Source organism: Longimicrobium sp. (genome assembly GCA_036389795.1).
Lineage (GTDB): Bacteria > Gemmatimonadota > Gemmatimonadetes > Longimicrobiales > Longimicrobiaceae > Longimicrobium.
The window spans coordinates 23,376-42,861 of record DASVWD010000241.1; the positions used below are offsets into that span (position 1 = coordinate 23,376).

10 protein-coding genes are annotated in these 19,486 nt (G+C 74.1%); 2 read left to right on the forward strand and 8 right to left on the reverse strand.

Annotated features, from left to right (window positions below; translation table 11 throughout):
- Nucleotides 1-36 precede the first annotated feature (36 nt).
- From VF746_28345 to argC, 5 genes are all read right to left on the reverse strand, one after another.
- Entirely contained in the window at nt 37-1,278 is a 1,242-nt protein-coding gene (locus VF746_28345) for an argininosuccinate synthase (GenBank protein HEX8696362.1), read from the reverse strand.
- A 133-nt stretch (nt 1,279-1,411) separates the two neighbouring features.
- Nucleotides 1,412-1,954: an N-acetyltransferase gene (locus tag VF746_28350; protein ID HEX8696363.1), complete on the reverse strand. Its 543-nt coding sequence runs from the start codon at nt 1,952-1,954 to the stop codon at nt 1,412-1,414.
- Nucleotides 1,954-3,135, reverse strand: a complete 1,182-nt coding sequence (locus tag VF746_28355; GenBank protein ID HEX8696364.1) for an acetylornithine/succinylornithine family transaminase — start codon at nt 3,133-3,135, stop codon at nt 1,954-1,956. The genes VF746_28350 and VF746_28355 overlap by 1 nt, the downstream gene beginning before the upstream one ends.
- On the reverse strand, nt 3,132-3,911 hold the full coding sequence (gene argB, locus VF746_28360) for an acetylglutamate kinase (protein ID HEX8696365.1): 780 nt from the start codon (nt 3,909-3,911) through the stop codon (nt 3,132-3,134). The genes VF746_28355 and argB overlap by 4 nt, the downstream gene beginning before the upstream one ends.
- The gene (argC, locus tag VF746_28365) at nt 3,908-4,912 is read right to left on the reverse strand and encodes an N-acetyl-gamma-glutamyl-phosphate reductase (GenBank protein HEX8696366.1); all 1,005 of its coding nucleotides are present in this window, start codon (nt 4,910-4,912) and stop codon (nt 3,908-3,910) included. The genes argB and argC overlap by 4 nt, the downstream gene beginning before the upstream one ends.
- A gap of 353 nt (nt 4,913-5,265) precedes the next feature.
- Between argC and VF746_28370 the strand changes: the two genes are divergently transcribed.
- Complete coding sequence (locus tag VF746_28370; GenBank protein HEX8696367.1) at nt 5,266-5,580, forward strand: hypothetical protein; 315 nt, start codon at nt 5,266-5,268, stop codon at nt 5,578-5,580.
- Nucleotides 5,581-5,711: 131 nt separating this feature from the next.
- On the opposite strand, the gene VF746_28375 is transcribed toward VF746_28370, so the two are convergent.
- The 3 genes from VF746_28375 to VF746_28385 all read right to left on the reverse strand — a co-directional run bounded on the left by VF746_28375 (nt 5,712) and on the right by VF746_28385 (nt 17,551).
- Nucleotides 5,712-10,724 carry an amino acid adenylation domain-containing protein gene (locus VF746_28375; GenBank protein ID HEX8696368.1) on the reverse strand — a complete coding sequence of 1,671 codons (5,013 nt, stop codon included), beginning with the start codon at nt 10,722-10,724 and terminating at the stop codon, nt 5,712-5,714.
- A gap of 350 nt (nt 10,725-11,074) precedes the next feature.
- Nucleotides 11,075-16,099 (reverse strand): amino acid adenylation domain-containing protein, encoded by a 5,025-nt coding sequence (locus VF746_28380; protein ID HEX8696369.1) that lies wholly within the window; start codon nt 16,097-16,099, stop codon nt 11,075-11,077.
- 207 nt (nt 16,100-16,306) lie between these two features.
- Nucleotides 16,307-17,551, reverse strand: coding sequence for a PLP-dependent aminotransferase family protein (locus tag VF746_28385; protein ID HEX8696370.1), 1,245 nt, complete (start codon nt 17,549-17,551; stop codon nt 16,307-16,309).
- A gap of 490 nt (nt 17,552-18,041) precedes the next feature.
- Here VF746_28385 and VF746_28390 point away from each other — a divergent pair, with 490 nt between their 5' ends.
- The gene (locus VF746_28390; protein HEX8696371.1) at nt 18,042-18,989 is read left to right on the forward strand and encodes a helix-turn-helix domain-containing protein; all 948 of its coding nucleotides are present in this window, start codon (nt 18,042-18,044) and stop codon (nt 18,987-18,989) included.
- The last annotated feature ends 497 nt before the right edge of the window (nt 18,990-19,486 follow it).

Below are 19,486 nucleotides of genomic sequence, written 5' to 3' on the forward strand. Positions count from 1 at the left end.
CTGGGCACTGGGCACTGGGCACTGGGCACTTCCCGTTCAGTCCGCCGCCACGTCCAGCAGCCGCGGCCCCGCCGCGGCGCGCTCCTGCTCCTTCAGCGCGCCCACGCGCATCGGCAGCGCGAAGAGGCGGATGAAGCCGGCGGCGTCGGCCTGGTCGTAGACGTCGTCCTCGCCGAAGGTGACGAAGCGCTCGTCGTACAGCGAGTACGGGCTGGTGCGGCCGGCAACGGTCGCGCTCCCCATGCACAGCTTCAGGCGCACGTCGCCCGTGACCCGCCGCTGGGTGACGTCCACCAGCGCGTCCATCGCCTCCCGCTCCGTCGTCCACCAGCGGCCCTCGTAGACCAGGTCCGCGTAGCGCGGGGCGACGGCGTCCTTGAGCGCCAGCGTGCGCCGGTCGAGCACCAGCTGCTCCAGCTCGCTGTGCGCCAGGTAGAGGAGCGTGCCGCCGGGCGTCTCGTAGATCCCGCGCGACTTCATCCCCACCATGCGGTCCTCCACCAGGTCCACCCGGCCCACGCCGTGCAGCCCGCCCACCTCGTTCAGCCGCTCCAGCAGCGCCACCGGCGAGAGCGCCTCGCCGTCCACCGCGACGGGGTAGCCGCTGTCGAAGGTGATGGTCACGTACTCGGGCTTGGCCGGCGCATCCCACGGTGCGCGGGTGAGGAGGAAGATGTCCTCCGTCGGCTCCCAGCCCGGGTCCTCCAGCGGCCCGCCCTCGTGCGAGACGTGCCAGATGTTGCGGTCGCGCGAGTAGATCTTCTCCCGGGTCGCGGCGACCGGGACGCCGTGCGCGGCGGCGTAGTCGAGGGCGTCCTCGCGGGAGCGGATGTCCCACTCGCGCCAGGGGGCGACCACCTTCATCTCGGGGGCCAGGCAGGCGTAGGTGAGCTCGAAGCGCACCTGGTCGTTGCCCTTCCCCGTGCAGCCGTGCGCCAGCGTGTCGGCGCCGATCTGCCGCGCCACCTCCACCTGCCGCCGGGCGATGATCGGCCGCGCCATCGAGGTGCCCAGCAGGTACTTGCGCCCGTAGACGGCGCCGGCGCGCAGCGTGGGCCACACGAACTCGGTGAGGAACGTCTCGCGCAGGTCCTCCACGTAGCAGGCCTTCGCGCCCGAGGCGAGCGCCTTGGCCTGCAGCCCCTCCAGCTCGTCGCCCTGTCCCACGTCGGCCGCCACGCACACCACGTCGGCGCCGTAGTTCTCCTTCAGCCAGGGGACGATGATCGAGGTGTCGAGGCCGCCCGAGTAGGCGAGGACGATGGTGTTGTTCGGCATCTTCGCGATCCCCCGGTTTATGTCCACGGTTGCTGCTGCTCGTTCTACGGGAGTCCTAAGTCCTTAGTGTTTTAGTCCTTAGTCCTTAGTGACTCACTCCGAATCTCTCGCACTTAGCACTAAGGACTAAGGACTAAATCACTTCCTTCACCACCGCGATCTCGTCGCACGCGTGCAGCTTGGGACAGCTGCGGCAGTCCGACCACACCTTCAGCGGGAACATCTCCTTGGGCACGGTGCGGTAGCCCAGCTTGTGGAAGAAGACGTCCTGCAGCGTGAGCGCGAACACCGTCCCGATCCCGTGGCGGCGCGCCTCGGCCTCGATCGCCGTCACCAGCTTGCGGCCCACCCCCAGCCCGTGCGCGCCCTCGTCCACCGCCAGCGAGCCCAGCTCGGCCAGCTGCGGGGTGTAGACCCGGAGCGCGCTGCAGCCGATGACGCGCCCCTCGTGCTCGGCGACCACGAACTCGCGGAAGTTGCGGCTCAGCTGCTCGACCGTCTTCGGCAGCATCAGCTCGCGCTTCGCGAAGCCGTTGATGAGCGGCTCCACCTGGAGCATGTCGGCCACGCGGGCCGGGCGGACGACCACGGCGGGGGGCACCGCGAGCCCCGGGGCGCCCCCCGGGAACACCCTGCCGGCCAGCTCCACGGCAGAAGCGGTCTCGAGCAGCATCATCAGAGCACCTCGTCCAGGATGTCCACGGCCTGCGCCAGCTCGTCGTCGCCCACCACCAGCGGCGGGACCAGGCGCACCACGTTCGGGCCGGCGGTGCAGAGCAGCAGCCCGGCCTCCAGCGCCCGCGCCACCACGGGGGCGGCGGGCCCGTCCAGCTCGATCCCCCAGAGCAGCCCCGCACCGCGCACGTCCTTGATGGACGGATGGCGCGTCACCAGCTGCTGAAGATGGTTCGCCAGCAGGTGCGACTTGCGCTGGACCTCGGCCAGGAAGCCGGGGTCGCCGATGGTGCGCACCGCGGCCAGCGCGGCGCTCGCCACCAGCGGCCCGCCGCCGAAGGTCGTGGCGTGGTCGCCCGGCTGGATCGCCGCGGCCACCCGCTCGGTCAGCAGCACGGCGCCCATCGGCAGGCCGCCGGCGAGCGGCTTGGCCAGCGTCATCAGGTCCGGCGTGACCCCGGCCTGCTCGTGCGCCCACAGCGTCCCCGTGCGGCCCAGCCCCACCTGCACCTCGTCGAACACCAGCAGCGCGCCGGCCTCGTCGCACAGGTAGCGCAGCGTCTTGAGGAACGCCGGGGGGACGGGGAGCACGCCGCCCTCGGCCTGGACCGGCTCGATGAAGACGGCCGCCGTCCGGTCGGCGCGGATCAGCCGGTCGGCCCCGGCGGTGTCGCCCACGTCGCAGAAGCGCACGCCGGGCATCAGCGGGCGGAACGGCTCCTGGTAGGCGGGGCGGTCGGTGGCCGCCAGCGCGCCCATCGTGCGCCCGTGGAAGCCGCCGTGGAAGGCGACGATCTCGGCCTTGTGCTCGCCGCCCTGCTCGCGCGCCCAGCGCCGGGCGAACTTCAGCGCGCCCTCGTTGGCCTCCGCCCCCGAGTTGCAGAAGAAGACGCGGTCGGCGAACGAGCGCTCGGCCAGCCACTCGGCCAGCTCGGCCGCGGGGCGGGTGTGGAAGAGGTTGGAGGTGTGGATGAGCCCCGCCTCCAGCGCCTCGCGGATCGCCGCGGCGATCGCCGGGTGCCCGTAGCCCAGCGCGTTCACCGCGATCCCCGCGGTGAAGTCCAGGTACGCCCGCCCGTCCTCGTCGATCAGCCGGCACCCCTGGCCGGCGGTGAACACGGGGCCGCTCCTCTTGTAGACCTCCAGCAGCGCGCCCGTGGCATCCAGCGTGGCAGTCGTCATCCTAGCGCCTTTCTCGCCAGCGGCGGCGCCCCCGCGGTGACGCAGGTCCCCGCCCGTGTGTCGTCCAGCATCTCCACCCCGCCGATCCGCACCCGCCCCACCGCGGCCGCGGCCTTCGCGGCGAAGCGGAGCTTGGGCGCCATCCCCCCGGCCGCCGTCCCTTCCTCGATCAGCCGCTCCACCTCTTCGGCGGCGACTTCCCCGACCACCGCGCCGTCCGCCAGCACGCCGGCGACGTTGGAGACGAAGAGGAGCTCCGCGGCCCCCAGCACCGCCGCCACCGCGGCGGCGGCCTCGTCGGCGTTGACGTTGAGCGGCCCGCCGTCCGGCCCCCGCGACACGGGGGAGAGCACCGGGGTGAGCCCCTGCGCCAGCCAGCCGGAGAGCAGCTCCGCCCGCACCGCCACCACCTCGCCCGTGCGCCCCAGCGCGCCGCCGTGGGAGGGGCGGGCCTGGATGAGCCCCGCGTCCTCGCCCGAGACCCCCAGCGCGTCCACCTTCGCGCCGACGAGCGCGGAGACGATGCGCTTGTTCACCAGCCCGGAGAGGACCATCGCCACCACCCGCATCGTCTCCGGCGTGGTCACGCGCAGGCCGTCGCGCCACTCCGGCTCGGCGCCCAGGGTCCGCTGCAGCGCGGAGACCTCCTTGCCGCCGCCGTGGACGATCACCGTCCCCCCGTCCCGGGCCGCGACCGCGCGCGCGAGGCGCTCCAGCCAGGCGGGGTCGTCCACCTCGTGGCCGCCCACCTTCACCACCACGGCCCCCGCGCTCACGCCAGCCCTTCCCGCTCGCAGAGGCCGAACATCAGGTTCAGGTTCTGCACGGCCTGCCCGGCCGCGCCCTTCACCAGGTTGTCGATGGCCGCGAACACGGTGAGCATCGGCGCCGCCACGCCCGCCACGGCCGCCACCCCGAGCGCCACCCGGTTGGTCCCCACCACGTCGGCCAGCGTGGGCGGCCGGCCGGTGACGACGTCGACGAACGGCTCGCCCGCGTAGTCGGCCTCCCACAGCTCCGCCGGGTCGCCCGGGAGCGGCTCGCGCAGGGTGACGTGGATCGTCTCCAGGATCCCGCGCTTCACCGGCAGCAGGTGCGGGGTGAAGACCAGCTCCGGCGCCGCCGCCCCGCCGGGCCCCGCCAGCCCCGCCGCCTGGTCGCGCATCTCGGCCAGGTGCCGGTGCACGTTGCCGACGGAGTAGGCGCGGTAGTCCTCGGCCACCTCGGCGAAGAGCATCTCGCGCTTCGGCGAGCGCCCCGCCCCCGTCACCCCCGACGCCGCGTCCACGATCACCGGCCCGGCGACCATCCCCCGGCGCAGCAGCGGCGCCAGCGCGAGCAGCGCGGCGGTGGGGTAGCACCCCGGGTTGGCCACCAGCTCCGCCCCCGCGATCCGCGCCCGGTGCAGCTCGGGGAGGCCGTAGACGGCGCCGCGCCCCCACTCCGGCGTGCCGGGGCCGACCACCCGCAGGTCGTTCGACAGGTCCACCACCTTCGCGCCGGCCTCGCGCGCCGCCTTCACCCACCGCGCCGACTCGCCGTGCGGCAGGCACGAGAGCACCGCGTCGCAGCGGTGGAGGGGGGCGTCTTCGGCCCGCACCAGCGGCAGGTCGGGCGCGCCGCGCGCCAGCCGTGAAAGAGAAGCCCCAGCCTCCGATTCGGAGCTAGCCAGGGCGATCTCGCACTTCCCGTGTCCCGCCAGGAGGCGGACCACCTCCCTTCCGGCGTATCCCGACGCGCCGAGCACGCCGACGCGCAGGACAGAATCCCTATTCATTGGAGAGAATTTATATCCGCAACCATGAATAGTCAACCGTTTGTGTGAATAGATATCCTGCAGAAGCCGGGCCACTGCTGGAGTAGGAGGGGCGAGGATCGAGGATAATGATGCGAACCGGGGTGTCGCAGGCGGCTGAAGCCACGGCTACAACTACAGAAAGCCTCGCCGACAAGCTTCGGTGCGAGGGTGAGTTTCGTGTGGGCGAGGCTTCAACCGCACGTGGGAGGAGGGCCGGCGCGCGTCGCGAGCGGGCGTGCGGGAGGCATGGAGTCTGGCGGATCGGACCGGCGTGCGTGACCTTGGGGCGCCGGTCGATTGCTCCGCCATCATGCCTCCACCGGAACTCGCCCATGAAGATCCAGTGCGCGTGCGGCTACCTGATCTCCGACGGCGGAGACGCCCTCCCCCACAAGGCGCACTTCATCGCGGACCAGGACTGGGAGGCGTTCTGGAACGAGGTGGACGCGGCGGTGGAGCGGTCGGGGCCGTCCGCGCGGGCGAAGGAGGCCGCCTGCATGCGGCTGCGCAGCCTGGGCATGTTCCGCCAGGCGTGGCAGTGCTCTTCGTGCGGGCGCCTGTGGGTGGACGACGCGTCGCACACCGCGCACCCGTTCGCACCCGAGCCGGGCGAGGCGCCGGCGCGTGTCTTCAGCAGGAAGGGATAGAGGCTGCTGCAAAGATCCGAAAACTGCAAATCTCTCACAGAGGACACAGAGGACACGGAGGAAAAGCAGTTCTCTGTGTCCTCTGTGTCCTCTGTGAGAGACCGGGGTTTCCCAGCCTGGCGCACGAGGATCTATGGGATCTGGTTGGCGAGGAGGCGCTCGGCTTCTTCTTCCGACAGCCCCTCGATCCAGGCGAGCAGGGTCTCGTCGGCGGCCGGGGCGGGGCGGCGGCGCGCCTCGACCAGCGCCGCCAGGTCGCGGACGGTGGGATACTCGAAGAGCGCGCCCACCGGGACCTCGGCCCCCAGCCGCGAGCGCAGCCGGGAGACGACCCGCGTGGCGCGCAGCGAATGGCCGCCCAGGTCGAAGAAGTTGTCCCCGGCGCCCACGCTCTCCACCTCCAGCACCTCGCGCCAGATCGCCGCCACCGCCTGCTCGGTGGCCGTGGCCGGCGGCTCGGACCCGCGGACGGACGCACACGCCTCGGGTGCGGGGAGGGCACGCCGGTCGATCTTCCGCGAGGGGGTGAGCGGGAGCGCGTCCATCCGGACGATCGCGGAGGGGACCATGTAGGGAGGCAGCCGCGAGGCCAGGTGCTCGCGCAGCGCGGCCGCGTCGAAGTCCGTCCCCGGCGCGGGGACCACCCAGGCGGCCAGGTAGCGGTCCTGCGCCGAAGCGCCGCGCGCGGCGGCCGCCGCCTCGGCCACGGCCGGGTGGGCGCGCAGCACGGCCTCCACTTCGCCGGGCTCCACGCGGAAGCCGCGCACCTTCACCTGGTCGTCGAAGCGGCCCAGGAACTCCAGCGCGCCGTCCGCCCGCCAGCGCCCGCGGTCGCCGGTGCGGTACAGGCGCGCGCCCGGCTCGCCCGAGACGGGGTCGGGGACGAAGCGCTCGGCGGTGAGCGCCGGGCGGCGCAGGTAGCCGCGCGCCAGCCCGTCGCCGCCCACGTACACCTCGCCGGGGACGCCCACGGGCGCGGGCCGCATCGCCGGGTCCAGCACGTAGGCGAGCGAGTTCGCGATCGGGCGGCCGATCGGCACCGGGACGCCGGGCTCGGCGTGCCCGATCTCGTGCCAGGTGGACAGGGTGGTGTTCTCCGTGGGGCCGTAGACGTTCAGCACCCGGCGCGGCGGGCGCCCGTCCAGGATGCGCCGCAGCACCGCGGGGTCGGGCGCCTCGCCGCCGGTCACGAGCGCGTCCATCCCGGCGAAGACGTCCGGCTCTTCCGCCACCACGTGCGCCAGGAAGGCGGGGGGGAGGAAGACCGTGCCGACCCCCTCCTCCCGCAGCGTGCGCGCGAGGGCGGGCGGCGACAGCATCTCCTCGCGGTCCAGCACCACCACCCGGCCGCCGTTCAGCAGCGGGCCGAACACCTCCCACAGCACCGTGTCGAAGGAGATGCTGATCCCCTCGCTCACGCGGTCGCCGGGTCCGAGCCGCACGTAGTCCGTCTCGCACACCAGCCGCACGATCCCGCGGTGGACGATCCCGCTCCCCTTCGGCGTCCCGGTCGACCCCGACGTGTAGAGGATGCACGCGAGAGACTCGGGGAAGACGGGGGCCGGGGCGAGCGGCCCGGGATCGTCGCCGCCGAGGCCGCGCGCGAGCGAGAGCACGGGGCCGGCCCAGCCGCCGAGCGAGGCGGGGACTTCGTCGCGGACCACGAGCACGGCGGCGCGCGCGCCGGCCAGCATCAGGGCCAGCCGCTCCGGCGGGTAGGCCGGGTCGAGCGGGAGGAACGCGCCGCCCGCCTTCAGCACCCCCAGGAAGACCGCGATCGTCTCCGGCGAGCGCTCCATCGCCACGCCCACCGGGTCTTCGGGGCCCACGCCGAGCGCGCGGAGCCGCCGCGCCAGCGCGTCCGAGGCCTCGTCCAGCTCCGCGTACGTCAGCGTCCGGCCGTGGTGCGCCACCGCGACCGCGTCCGGCGTCCGGAGCGCCTGCTCGGCGAAGAGCTCGTGCACCGTGGCGTCGCGCGGGTACGGCGTGGGCGCGCCGCCCAGGCGGACCACCTCGCGCTCCTCCTCGACCGACATCAGCCGCAGCTCCGAGACGCGGGCGGCGGGGCGGGCGAGCGCGTCCTCCAGCAGCGCCTGGTAGTGGCCGATCATCCGGCGGATGGTGGCGGCGTCGAAGAGGTCTTCCGCCCACTCCCAGATCATCACCACCTCGTCCAGCCCCGCGCCCTGCTGCGCGCGGGGGATCACGACCACGTTCAGGTCGAACTTGGCCGACTGGTTCCCCAGCCCCTCCTCCACCGCCAGCGCGGCCCCGGGGAGGCGCATCTCCGGATACGGCGCGTGGTGGAAGGAGAACGCCACCTGGAAGACGGGGAGGTGCCCCAGCGAGCGCTCGGGGTGCACGGCGGCCACGATCTCGGCGAACGGCACGTCCTGCCGCGCGAACGCCTCCAGCGCCGCGCCGCGCGCCCGGTCCACCAGCGCCTCGAACGCCGGGTCGCCCGAGACGTCGGCGCGGATCGGGATCGTGTTCACCACCATCCCGATCAGCTCCTCCGTCTCGCGCAGCCGCCGGTCGGCCACGCCGCTGCCGACGCAGAAGTCCGTCTCGCCCGTGTAGCGGTGCAGGAGCGCCTGGAACGCGGCGGAGAGCGTCATGTACAGCGTGACCCCGCGCGCGCGGCTGTAGCCGTCCGCCGCCTCGTAGAGGTGCCGGGGGAGACGGAGCCGGAAGCCGCTGCCGCGGAAGCTCATCTCCGGCGGACGGGGGCGGTCGGCGGGGAGCTCCAGCACGGGGGGCACCCCCTCCAGCCGGCGCTTCCACCAGTCGAGCTGACCCCGCGCCTCGTCGGTCTCCATCCACGCCCGCTGCCACGCCGCGAAGTCCGCGTACTGGACCGCCAGCTCCGGGAGCGGCGACGGCTCGCCGCGCAGGAACGCGGAGTAGATCGCCGTCAGCTCGCGCAGGAACACGCCGAAGCTCCAGCCGTCGTGCACCAGGTGCTGCTCCACGCAGACGAGCACGTGCTCCTGGTCGGCGAGCCGCGCCAGGCTCCAGCGCGCCAGCGGGAGCGCCGCCAGGTCGAACGGCCGCGCGAACTCCTCCTCCAGCAGCCGCCCGAGCGCCGCCTCGCGCTCGTCTCCGGGGAGATGACGGAAATCGGCGACCGGGAGACGGACGGCCCACGGCGGGTGGATGCGCTGCACCGGGGCGCCGTCCACCGCCGGGAAGGTGGTGCGGAAGATCTCGTGGCGGCGGACGATCTCGGTGAGCGCCCGCTCCAGGGCGGGGACGTCGAGGGCGCCGGAGACGCGCACCGTCGCCTGGAAGTTGTAGGAGCGGATGTCGGGGGCGAGCTGGTGGAAGAACCAGATCGCCTCCTGCGGGAAGGAGAGCGGCAGCGGCCCGTCGCGCGGCGCCCGCGGGATCGTCACCCCCCGGCCGTCGCCCGGCGCCACCAGCCGCGCCAGCTCCTCCACCGTGGTCAGCGAGAAGAGCGAGGCCAGCGGCAGCTCGGCGCCCAGCCGCTCGCGCACCCGAGCCGCGATCTGCGCCGCCCGCAGCGAGTGGCCGCCGAGCGCGAAGAAGTCGTCGCGCACCCCGACGCGCTCCGCGCCCAGCACCTCGGCCCAGATCCCCGCCAGCGCCTCCTCGGCCGGCGTGCGCGGGGCCACGTACTCGGCCTCCACGTCGCGCGCGGGGTCGGGCGCGGGGAGCGCCAGCCGGTCCACCTTGCCGTTGGGCGTGCGCGGGAGCGCGGGGAGGAAGACGACGGCCTCGGGCACCATGTAGTCCGGCAGCCGCCCGCGCACGAAGGCGCGCAGCTCGGCCGCGGAGGGCTTCTCACCGTCGACGGCCACGTACGCCGCCAGGCGCCGCTCGCCGCGCTCCTCCCAGGTGGAAACGGCCGCCTCGCGCACGGCGGGGTGGGCGAGGAGCGCCGTCTCGATCTCCCCCGGCTCCACGCGGTAGCCGCGCACCTTCACCTGGTGGTCGATGCGACCCAGGCACTCCAGGTCGCCGTCGGGGAGCCGGCGGCCCAGGTCGCCGGTGCGGTACATCCGCGCGCCGGGCGCGGCGAACGGGTCCGGGCGGAAGCGCTCCGCCGTCATCCCCGGCGCGCCCAGGTAGCCGCGCGCCAGCCCCGCGCCCGACATCCACACCTCGCCCACCTCGCCGGGGGCGGCCTCGCGCAGCTGCTCGTCCAGCACGCGCACCGCCGTCCCGTCCACCGCCCGGCCGACGGTCATCGCCCGCTCGCGGCCGGGCTCGACTTCCTTGCAGGTGGAGTAGGTGGTGTCTTCCGTGGGCCCGTAGAGGTTGAGGACGCGCCGGACGTGGCCGGGGGCGTAGAGCTCCTGCGCCAACTCGTTGCGCAGCGGCTCGCCTCCCAGTCCCAGCACGCGCACGCACGGCGGGACGGCGCCCAGCCGCGCCAGCTCCGCCGCCGCCGAGGGCACCATGCAGGCGGTCGTGACCGGCTCCTCCAGCGTGGCCAGCGACAGCGCGTTCTCCACCAGGACGATGGTGCCGCCCCAGCAGAGCGTCCCGAAGATCTCGGCGATGGAGACGTCGAAGCAGACCGAAGTGGAGGCCAGCACCGACGCGCGCTCCTCGTCCGACAGCGTCTTCCGCAGCCACTGCAGCACGGCCACGGTGCCGCGGTGCTCGATCTGCACCCCCTTCGGCCGCCCCGTGGAGCCGGACGTGTAGATGACGTACGCCAGGTTCTCGGGATGCACCGCCGCGTCCGGCCGCGCCGCATCGAGCCCGTCGATCTCCTCCCGCTCCGCGTCGACGCGGACGACCCGCCCCGTGTAGCCGTCGATCGATTCCGCCCGCGCCGCGTCCGTCACCAGCACCGGCACGCGCGTGTCGGCCAGCATGTAGGCGACGCGCTCCGGCGGGTACGCGGGGTCGAGGGGGACGTACGTGCCGCCCGCCTTGAGCACCGCGAGCAGCGCGGCGACCAGGTCCGGCGTCCTCGGCAGCAGCACCCCGACGGGCACCTCCGCGCCGACGCCCAGCGCGCGCAGCCGGTGCGCCAGCCGGTTGGCGCGCGCGTCCAGCTCCGCGTAGGTAATCGTCTCACCGTGGAAGCGCACCGCCGGCCGGTCGGGCGTGGCGGCCGCCTGCCTCTCGAACAGGTGGTGGATGCAGGCGGCGGAACTATCGTGGGTCATTCGAGGAAACGGAAGGAAGGGCGGGAAGAACTGCGGAACGGTGGGTTTGCCGAATTCATCAGCTCAGCGTGCAACCAGGCTCCCCGAAAGTATGTCATTCCGAGCGGCGCCGCATCGCCGAAGACGTTGATTACACTGAAGCCGTGCGGCGCCCGAGGAATCTACTCACCCCGCGGCGTGGCTGGCTCCGCGCACTGATCCGGCCTCGCCGCAGCCGCGGGTAGATTCCTCGGGAGCCCGGCCGACTTCGGCGGCGAGGGTAGATCGGCGCATCGGGCTCCACTCGGAATGACATCTCTCTTTGAAGACGGCCCGGAGCCGCGACTCTGGACCGCGTGGTCCCGGCGCCCTCAGCCGTCACCGACGGCGCCCTCGGCCAGGAGGCGCTCGGCTTCCTCTTCGGAGAGGCCCTCGATCCACGCGACCAGGGCCTCGTCGTCCACGGGGGCGGGGCCGCGCAGCTCGTCCACCCGCGCCGCCAGGGTGCGCACCGTGGGGTTCGCGAAGATCGCCCCCACCGCGAGCTTGACCCCCAGCCGGGTCTGCACCCGCCAGACGATGCGCGTGGCCCGCAGCGAGTGCCCGCCCAGGTCGAAGAAGTCGTCGTCGGCGCCCACCCGCTCCACGTCCAGCACCTCGCGCCAGATCTCCGCCATCACCCGCTCGGTGGGCGTGGCGGGCTCGGCGAAGGGCGCGGCCGAGACGGCGGCGTCGGCGGCGGGGAGCGCGCGGCGGTCGATCTTCCCCGAGGGCGTGGTGGGGACCCTGTCGACCACGACGAAGGCCGAGGGCACCATGTACGCCGGCAGCCGCGCCGACAGCGCCTCGCGCAGCTCCGCCGGCTCCGGCGCCCGGCCGTTCGCGCCCGCCACGTACGCGGCCAGCCAGCGGTCGCCCGCGTCGTCCCGGCGCACCACCACGGCGGCCTCGGCCACCGCGGGGTGGGCGCGCAGCACCGCCTCCACCTCGCCGATCTCCACGCGGAAGCCGCGCACCTTCACCTGGTGGTCCAGGCGGCCCAGGTAGTCCAGCACCCCCGACGCCAGCCAGCGCGCTTTGTCACCCGTGCGGTAGAGCCGCGCGCCCGCCTCGCCCGAGACGGGGTCGGGGACGAAGCGCTCGGCCGTCATCGCCGGCCGGTCCAGGTAGCCGCGCGCCAGCCCGTCGCCGCCGATGTAGAGCTCGCCGGCCACGCCCTCGGGCACCGGGCGCATCGCCTCGTCCAGCACGTAGAGCCGCGTGTTGGCCACGGGGACGCCGATCGGCACGGACGCCGCGCCCGGCTCCACCCGGTCCACCACGTGCCACGAGGCGTAGGTGGTGCTCTCGGTGGGGCCGTACACGTTCAGGATGCGCCCCGGCGCGCCGTCCCGCAGCACGCGCTCCAGCACCGGGGCCTCCAGCGCCTCGCCGCCCAGGAGCAGGTGCGCCACGCTGGAGAACGCGTCGGGGACCTCGCCCACCGTCTGCCGGAGCGCCGTGGGGGTGAGGAAGAGCGCGCTCACCCGCTCCTCGCGCAGCCGCTGGGCCAGCACCGGCGGGGAGAGCAGCTCCTCGCGCTCGAACACCACCAGGCGGCCGCCGGCCAGCAGCGTCCCCCAGATCTCCCACAGCGACACGTCGAACGACGGCGTGGTCGCCTGCGCCACCACGTCCGTCTCGGAAAGCCGGAGGTAGTCGCTGTCCCGCACCACGCGCACGATGCCGCGGTGCACGATGGCGATCCCCTTGGGCGTGCCCGTGGAGCCCGAGGTGTAAAGCACGCACGCCAGCGACTGCGCGAACGCCGGGGCGCCCTCCCCGTCCGCCAGCGCCTCCGCGGGGTGTCCGGCGAGCCCGGCGAGCGAGACCACGGGGCCGGCGAAGGAGGCGAGCGAAGGGGGGACCTCGCCGCGCACCACCAGCGCGGCGGCCCGCGACTGGTCCAGCACCCAGGCCAGCCGCTCGGCCGGGTGGTCGGGGTCCAGCGGCACGTAGGCGCCGCCCGCCTGCAGCACGGCCAGGAACGCCACCACCATGTCCGCCGAGCGCTCCATCGCCACGCCCACGCGGCTCTCCGGCCCCACGCCGAGCGCGCGGAGCCGCCGCGCCAGCCGGCCCGCCTCGGCGTCCAGCTCCGCGCAGGTGAGCGAGCGGCGCCGGTCGCGGACGGCCACCGCGCCGGGGGTGCGGCGCGCCTGCTCGCGGAAGAGCGCGTGCACCGTGGCCTCGCGCGGGTACGGCGTCGGCGCGCCGCCCAGCGCCACCAGCCGGCGCTCCTCCCCGGGCGGCAGCAGCCGCAGGCGGGAGACCGGCTCGTCCGGGCGGGCCAGCGCGTCGTCCAGCAGCGTCTCGAAGTGCCCCGCCATCCGGCGCACGGTGGACTCGTCGAACAGGTCCTCGGCCCACTCCCAGATCATCACCACCTCGTCGCCCGCCCCCTGCTGCGCCCGCACGATGGCGATCACGTTCAGGTCGAACTTGGCGGACTGGTTCCCCAGCCCCTCCTCGACGTCCAGCGTGGCCCCGGGGAGCCGCAGCTCGGGGTACGGCGCGTGGTGGAAGCTGAACGCCACCTGGTAGACGGGGAGGTGCCCCAGCGAGCGCTCCGGGTGCACCTCGGCCACGATGCGGGCGAACGGCACCTCCTCGCGCGCGTACGCCTCCATCGCCTCGCCGCGCACGCGCTCCACCAGCGCGTGGAAGGCGGGGTCGCCGGAGAGGTCGGCGCGGACCGGGATGGTGTTCACCAGCATCCCGACCAGCTCCTCGGTCTCGCGGGCGTGCCGGTTCGCCACCGCGCTTCCCACGCAGAAGTCCGCCTCGCCCGTGTAGCGGTGCAGGAGCGCCTCGAACGCCGCGAAGAGCGTCATGAACAGCGTGACCCCCCGGGCGCGGCCGTACGCGTCGGCGCCCGCGTAGAGCCGCGGCGGCAGCGCGAGCCGCAGCGACCCGCCGCGGGCGGTGAGCTGCGACGGGCGCGGCCGGTCGGCGGGGAGCTCCAGCACCGGCGGCGCGCCCTCGAGCTTCTCGCGCCACCAGTCGAGCTGCTCGCGCGCCTCGTCCGTCTCCATCCAGGCGCGCTGCCACGCGGCGTAGTCGGCGTACTGGACCCGTGGCTCGGGGAGCGGCGACGGCAGGCCGCGCAGGAAGGCGGAGTAGAGGGCGACGAGCTCGCGCAGGAAGATCCCGAAGCTCCAGCCGTCGTGCACCAGGTGGTGCTCCACCACCAGCAGGACGTGCCGGTCGTCGGCCAGCCGGTAGAGCGTCCAGCGCACCAGCGGGAGCGCGGCCAGGTCGAACGGCCGCCGGAACTCCGCCTGGAAGCGGCGCCGGAGCTCCGCCTCGCGCTCGTCTTCGGGGAGATGACCGAGATCGGTGACGGGGAGATGGACGGCCCAGGGCGCGTGGATGCGCTGCACCGGCGCCCCGTCGGCTTCGGGGAAGGTGGTGCGGAAGATCTCGTGGCGGCGGACGATCTCGCCGAGCGTCCGCTCCAGCGCGGGGACGTCGAGCGCGCCCGAGACGCGCACCGCCGCCTGGAAGTGGTACGAGAGCGTCCCCGGCACCAGCTGCTGGAAGAACCAGACGGCCTCCTGCCCGATGGAGAGCGGGATCGGCCCCTCCCGGGGAGCGCGGGGGATCGCGGCCGCCGCCCTTTCCGCCGGGGCCGCGACGCGCCGCGCCAGCTCCGCGACGGTGGGCATGGCGAAGAGGTCGGCCAGCGACAGCTCCGCGCCCAGCCGCTCGCGCACCCGCGAGGCGATCCGCACCGCGGCGAGGGAGTGGCCTCCCAGGTCGAGGAAGGCGTCGGTGGCGCCCACCCGCTCCACGCCCAGCACCTCGGCCCAGATCGCCGCGAGGGCGGCCTCGGCCTCCGTGCGGGGGGCGACGTATTCGCCGCGGGCGGCCGGCGCGGGCGCGGGGAGCGCGGCGCGGTCCACCTTGCCGTTGGGGAGGCGCGGGAGCGCGGGGAGGAAGACGATGGCGCCCGGCACCATGTAGTCGGGGAGCCGCTCGCCCACGAAGCGGCGCAGCTCGCCGGGATCGGGCGCCTCGCCGGCGGGGACGACGTACGCCGCCAGGAGCTGCGCGCCCCCCTCGCCGCGCGCCGCCGCCGCCGCGTCGGCCACCGCAGGGTGGGCCCGGAGCGCCGCCTCCACCTCGCCGGGCTCCACGCGGAAGCCGCGGACCTTCACCTGCTCGTCGGCCCGGCCCAGGATCTCCAGCTCGCCGCGCTCGTCCAGGCGCCCCAGGTCGCCGGTGCGGTACATCCGCGCGCCGGGCGCCCCGGCGTGGGGGTCGGGGCGGAAGCGGTCGGCGGTGAGGGCGGGCGACCCGGCGTACCCGCGCGCGAGCCCGGCGCCCGCGACCCACACCTCCCCCGCCTCGCCGGGGCCGACGGGGTGCAGCCCGGAATCCAGCAGGTGCACCGCCTTCCCCGGCAGCGGGCGGCCGACGCTCACCGGCCCCTCGCCTGGCGTCAGCTCGCCGCCGGTGGAGTAGGTGGTGTCTTCGGAGGGGCCGTAGAAGTGCATCACCCGGCACGACCGCCCCAGCGCACGCAGGCGCTCCGCGACGTCGGGCGCCATCGCCTCGCCGCCGACGGCCAGGGTGCGCAGCGTGGGCGGCAGGCGCCCGGCGCCGAGCAGCTCCCCCGCGGCGGAGGTGATCACGAAGGCGGCCGTCACCGGCTCGACCTCCCCCGCCAGGGCCAGCACGTTATCCACCAGCGCCACCGTGCCGCCCGACGCCAGCGGTCCGAAGAGCTCGGGGATGGAGGCGTCGAAGCAGACCGACGACGCGGCGAGCATGGTCTCCCGCTCGCCAGCCGGGTAGAAGCGCTCGAACCAGCGCAGGAGGTGCACGGCGCTCCTGTGCTCGATCTGCACCCCCTTGGGCCGGCCCGTGGAGCCCGAGGTGTAGATGACGTACGCCAGGTTCTCCGGATGCACTGCCGCGTCCGGCCGCGCCGCGGGCAGCCTGTCGATCTCCTCCCGCTCCGCGTCGATCCGGACGATCTCCCCCGTGTAGCCAGCGACCGATCCCGCCCGCGCCGCGTCCGTCACCAGCACCGGCGCGCGCGTGTCGGCCAGCATGTAGGCGATGCGCTCGGGCGGGTAGGCAGGGTCGAGGGGGAGGTACGCGCCGCCCGCCTTGAGCACCGCGAAGATGGCGACCAGCAGGTCCGCCGTCCTCGGCAGCAGCACCCCGACGGGCACCTCCGGCCCCACGCCCAGCGCGCGCAGCCGGTGCGCCAACCGGTTGGCGCGCTGGTCCAGCTCCGCGTAAGTGAGCTGCTCCCCGCGGCAGCGCACGGCGGGCCGGTGAGGCGTGGCGTCCGCCTGCCGCTCGAAGAGGCGGTGGATGCAGGCGGCGGAGAGGTCGTCGGTCATCTCGAAGACGGCAGGAGGACGACGGGAAGAAAACCGCGGAACTGCAGGGTACAGGGGACAGGGTACAGGGGACAGCCGACCACAACGCGCCGCCCCCGCACCGATTCGTCATGTCCACCCTCTCCCGAAGTCGGGAGAGGGTTGCCGCTCTAAGGCGGCGGGTGAGGGCCCTCGCGGCCGCGCGGACGCTCGTCCGCGGAGCGAGCCCTACCCCACCGCCTCGCGCACCACGCGCCCCAGCCGCGCGATCCCCTCCTCGATCTGCGCGACCGTGGGGTGCGAGAAGTTGAGCCGCATGGCGCTGGCCCCGGCGCGGCCCCCGTCCACGGCGAAGGCGCTCCCGGGGACGTAGGCCACGCCCTCCGCCTCCAGCGCCACGCGCAGCAGCGCGGTGGTGTCGACCTCGCCGGGAAGCTCCACCCACACCAGCGCCCCGTGCCGCGGCACGCTCCAGCGCGTCCCCGCGGGGAAGTGGCGCTCCAGCGCGGCGATCATGGTGTCGCGCCGCAGGCGGTACGCCGCGCGCACCGTCTCCAGGTGCACCCCGAAGCGCCCGGAGGCCAGGTACTCCGACACCAGCCCCTGCGCGAAGGTGGAGGTGTCGATGTCGCTGCCGTCCTTGGCGCTGGCCAGCACGTCCATCATCTCCTCCGGCGCCACCAGCCAGCCCACGCGGAAGCCCGGCGCCATCACCTTGGAGAGCGAGCCCACGTAGAAGATCCCGCGCTCCTCCATCGCCCTGAGCGGCGGGAGCGGGCGGTCGTAGTGCAGCAGCCCGTAGGCGTCGTCCTCGATCACCCGCACGCCGAAGCGGCGCGCCAGCCGCACCAGCCGCGCGCGCTTCTCCAGGCTCACGCTCACCCCCAGCGGGTTGTGCCCGTCGGTGATGCAGTAGACGAACGCCGGCCGCTCGCCCTCCTCCAGCAGCGCCTCCACCGCGTCCACGTCCATCCCCGTCTCCAGGTCGCTCTCCACCGCCAGCACGCGGGGGCGGAAGGGCTCGATCACCTGGCGGAAGCCCATGTAGACGCGCCGCTCGCAGACGATCGTCCCCCCCGGCTCCAGGAAGAGCCGCGCCAGGATGGAGAGCGCCTGCTGCGCGCCGGTGGTGAGGAACACCTGCTCGGGGCGGCAGCGCACCCCGCGCCCGGCCATGAGCGCCGCCACCTGCTCGCGCAGGCGCCGCGGGGGGGTGCGGTACTGGAGCGCGCCCGGGTCCGACGCCAGCACCCGCTCCGCCGCGCGCGCCCACTCCTCCACCGGGAACAGGTCGGGCGCCGGCAGCCCCAGCGCGAAGGAGATCACCCCGGGGCGCGCCATCAGCCCCATCATCTCCCCGATGACGGAGGGACGCAGGTCGTGCGTCCAGGCGGCCAGCTCGGGCGCCGGGGCGAAGGGAACCGCGCCGGAGTCCGGCGGCGGGAGGAGGACGGAGGTGTCGTGGACCGTCATGCGCACCTCTCCAGACCGCGGGAGGCGGCGGGGGTCGAGGGCGGGAAAGTGCCGCGGGCGGAGGGCGGGACCGGCCGGCGGAACGCCAGGACGGAGCGGCCACCGCGCGGACGCGAACGATAACAGCGCGCTCGTATCTGATGCAACCCGTTCGCGGAATCTGTTACGGCGAGGACGGTTGGGAGTGCGTGAGTGCGAGAGTGCGAAAGTGCGAGAGTGCGTGAGTGCGTAGGGTCGAGGCATGCCTCGACCGGCAGGGCTGGCTGGACGCGCCGAGCCTGCGGAACGCACCGAATCCAGTCCGCGCAGGCGGACTTCGCGCCGTTGCAGCGGGTGGTTTCAACCACCCGTATATCAACCACCCCCGCCGCACGTGGACGGAGTGGTCGAAACGCTGGACAGCGGGCGCGGGGGGAGTTAGGTTGTGTACGTCTCGCGTATGACGCGAGCGGCCACGAATCCTGATTCACCCGACGAAACCAGACACGCGATGCAACCCGTAGCCCGCCCGCTGCTGGTGCTCCACTCCGACAACATCTTCAAGGAGCGGCTGCGCCGGATCGGAAATCAGCGCTTCAAGAGCCAGTTCGTGAACGACTGGGACGGGCTGCGAGTGGCGCTAAAAGAGTCGCCGCCCGCCGCCCTCGTCGTCGTCGACCCGTACACGCACAGCTACGGCACCGAGGCCGAGCTGGCGCCCGAGCTGCGCTCCATGCTGTGGGAGTTCCCCACCGCCACGGTGATCGCCGCGCTGGAGGTCAAGCGCGGCCGGATGCGCGACCTGCGCACGCTGGGCGAGTGGGGGGTCAAGGAGGTGATCGCCCTCGACGAGGAAGACACCCTGGAGGCCATCTCGCGCCGGCTGCGCTCCGCGCAGGGGCGGCCCCTGCAGAGCCTGCTGGAGCGCTCGCTGCCGGCCACGCTGTCGGGGCGCGCGCGCACGCTGCTGATGGCCGCCGCCGAGGTGGTGGCCGAGGGCGGCCACGGGCGCGACCTGGCGGCGTCGCTCCGGCTGTCGGAGCGCACCCTGCTGCGCTGGGCCGAGCAGGCCGACCTGCCGCCGCCGCGCCGGATCCTGGCGTGGATGCGCGTGCTGCTCGCCTGCGAGCTGCTGGACGACCCCGGCCAGACGGTGCTCTCGGTGGCCTACACCTGCGGCTACGCCTCGGACAGCTCGCTGCGCCGGGCGGTGCAGGAGTTCACCGACGTGCTGCTCACGGAGCTGCGCAAGCAGGGCGCCTTCGCCACCGCCTCGGAGAAGTTCCTGGCGGAGCTGGAGGAGACGCGCGAGCAGGGCCGCGCCCGCCGCAAGGCCGAGCGCGCCGCCGGCGGCGCCGAGCGTCCCGAGCGCCCCGCCCGGCGTGCCGAGCGCGATGCCGGGACCGAGCGTGCCGGGACAGGGCGTGCCGCGCGCGCCAGGCCCGCGATCATGAACTGACCGCCGGCGATCCGCGCCGCGACGCCACGACAGGCCCGGGCTCCCCAGCCCGGGCCTGTCGCTTTGCATCGGGGGAGAAGTACGAGAGTACGGAAGTACGAGGAATCGCTCGGCGCGCTTCGATCCAGCATCGGTGCGGCCCACGGGTGGGTGCCCCCTCCCCGGCTCTCCCCCGCTGCGCGGGCGGGGGAGAACATATCGCGGGAGCAGGATTCGGAGCCGGACCCGAGCAGTTCCGTACTTCCGTACTTCCGTACTTCCGTACTTCCGTACTTCCGTACTTCCGTACTTCCGTACTTCCGTACTTTCGCACTTCGCACCCCGCACTTCGCACTTTCCCCCGCCGCGGCGTGCTTCCTGCTGATCCTCCCCGCCGCCGCCCGCGCGGGGAACCTTCGCGCGCGGACGGCGGATCAACGGGTCCGAAACCGCAGTTGCTACCGTCACTCAGAATTCCCGCGAGGATGGCGAACAGGCAGGCCCCGGCGCGCCGCGCG

Coding starts and splice junctions, on each gene's coding strand:
- VF746_28385 (HEX8696370.1), bottom strand. CDS start 17,551: ATGACGGTCCACGACACCTCCGTCCTCCTCCCGCCGCCGGACTCCGGC.
- VF746_28390 (HEX8696371.1), top strand. CDS start 18,042: ATGCAACCCGTAGCCCGCCCGCTGCTGGTGCTCCACTCCGACAACATC.
- VF746_28350 (HEX8696363.1), bottom strand. CDS start 1,954: ATGATGCTGCTCGAGACCGCTTCTGCCGTGGAGCTGGCCGGCAGGGTG.
- VF746_28345 (HEX8696362.1), bottom strand. CDS start 1,278: ATGCCGAACAACACCATCGTCCTCGCCTACTCGGGCGGCCTCGACACC.
- VF746_28370 (HEX8696367.1), top strand. CDS start 5,266: ATGAAGATCCAGTGCGCGTGCGGCTACCTGATCTCCGACGGCGGAGAC.
- VF746_28380 (HEX8696369.1), bottom strand. CDS start 16,099: ATGACCGACGACCTCTCCGCCGCCTGCATCCACCGCCTCTTCGAGCGG.
- argC (HEX8696366.1), bottom strand. CDS start 4,912: ATGAATAGGGATTCTGTCCTGCGCGTCGGCGTGCTCGGCGCGTCGGGA.
- VF746_28355 (HEX8696364.1), bottom strand. CDS start 3,135: ATGACGACTGCCACGCTGGATGCCACGGGCGCGCTGCTGGAGGTCTAC.
- VF746_28375 (HEX8696368.1), bottom strand. CDS start 10,724: ATGACCCACGATAGTTCCGCCGCCTGCATCCACCACCTGTTCGAGAGG.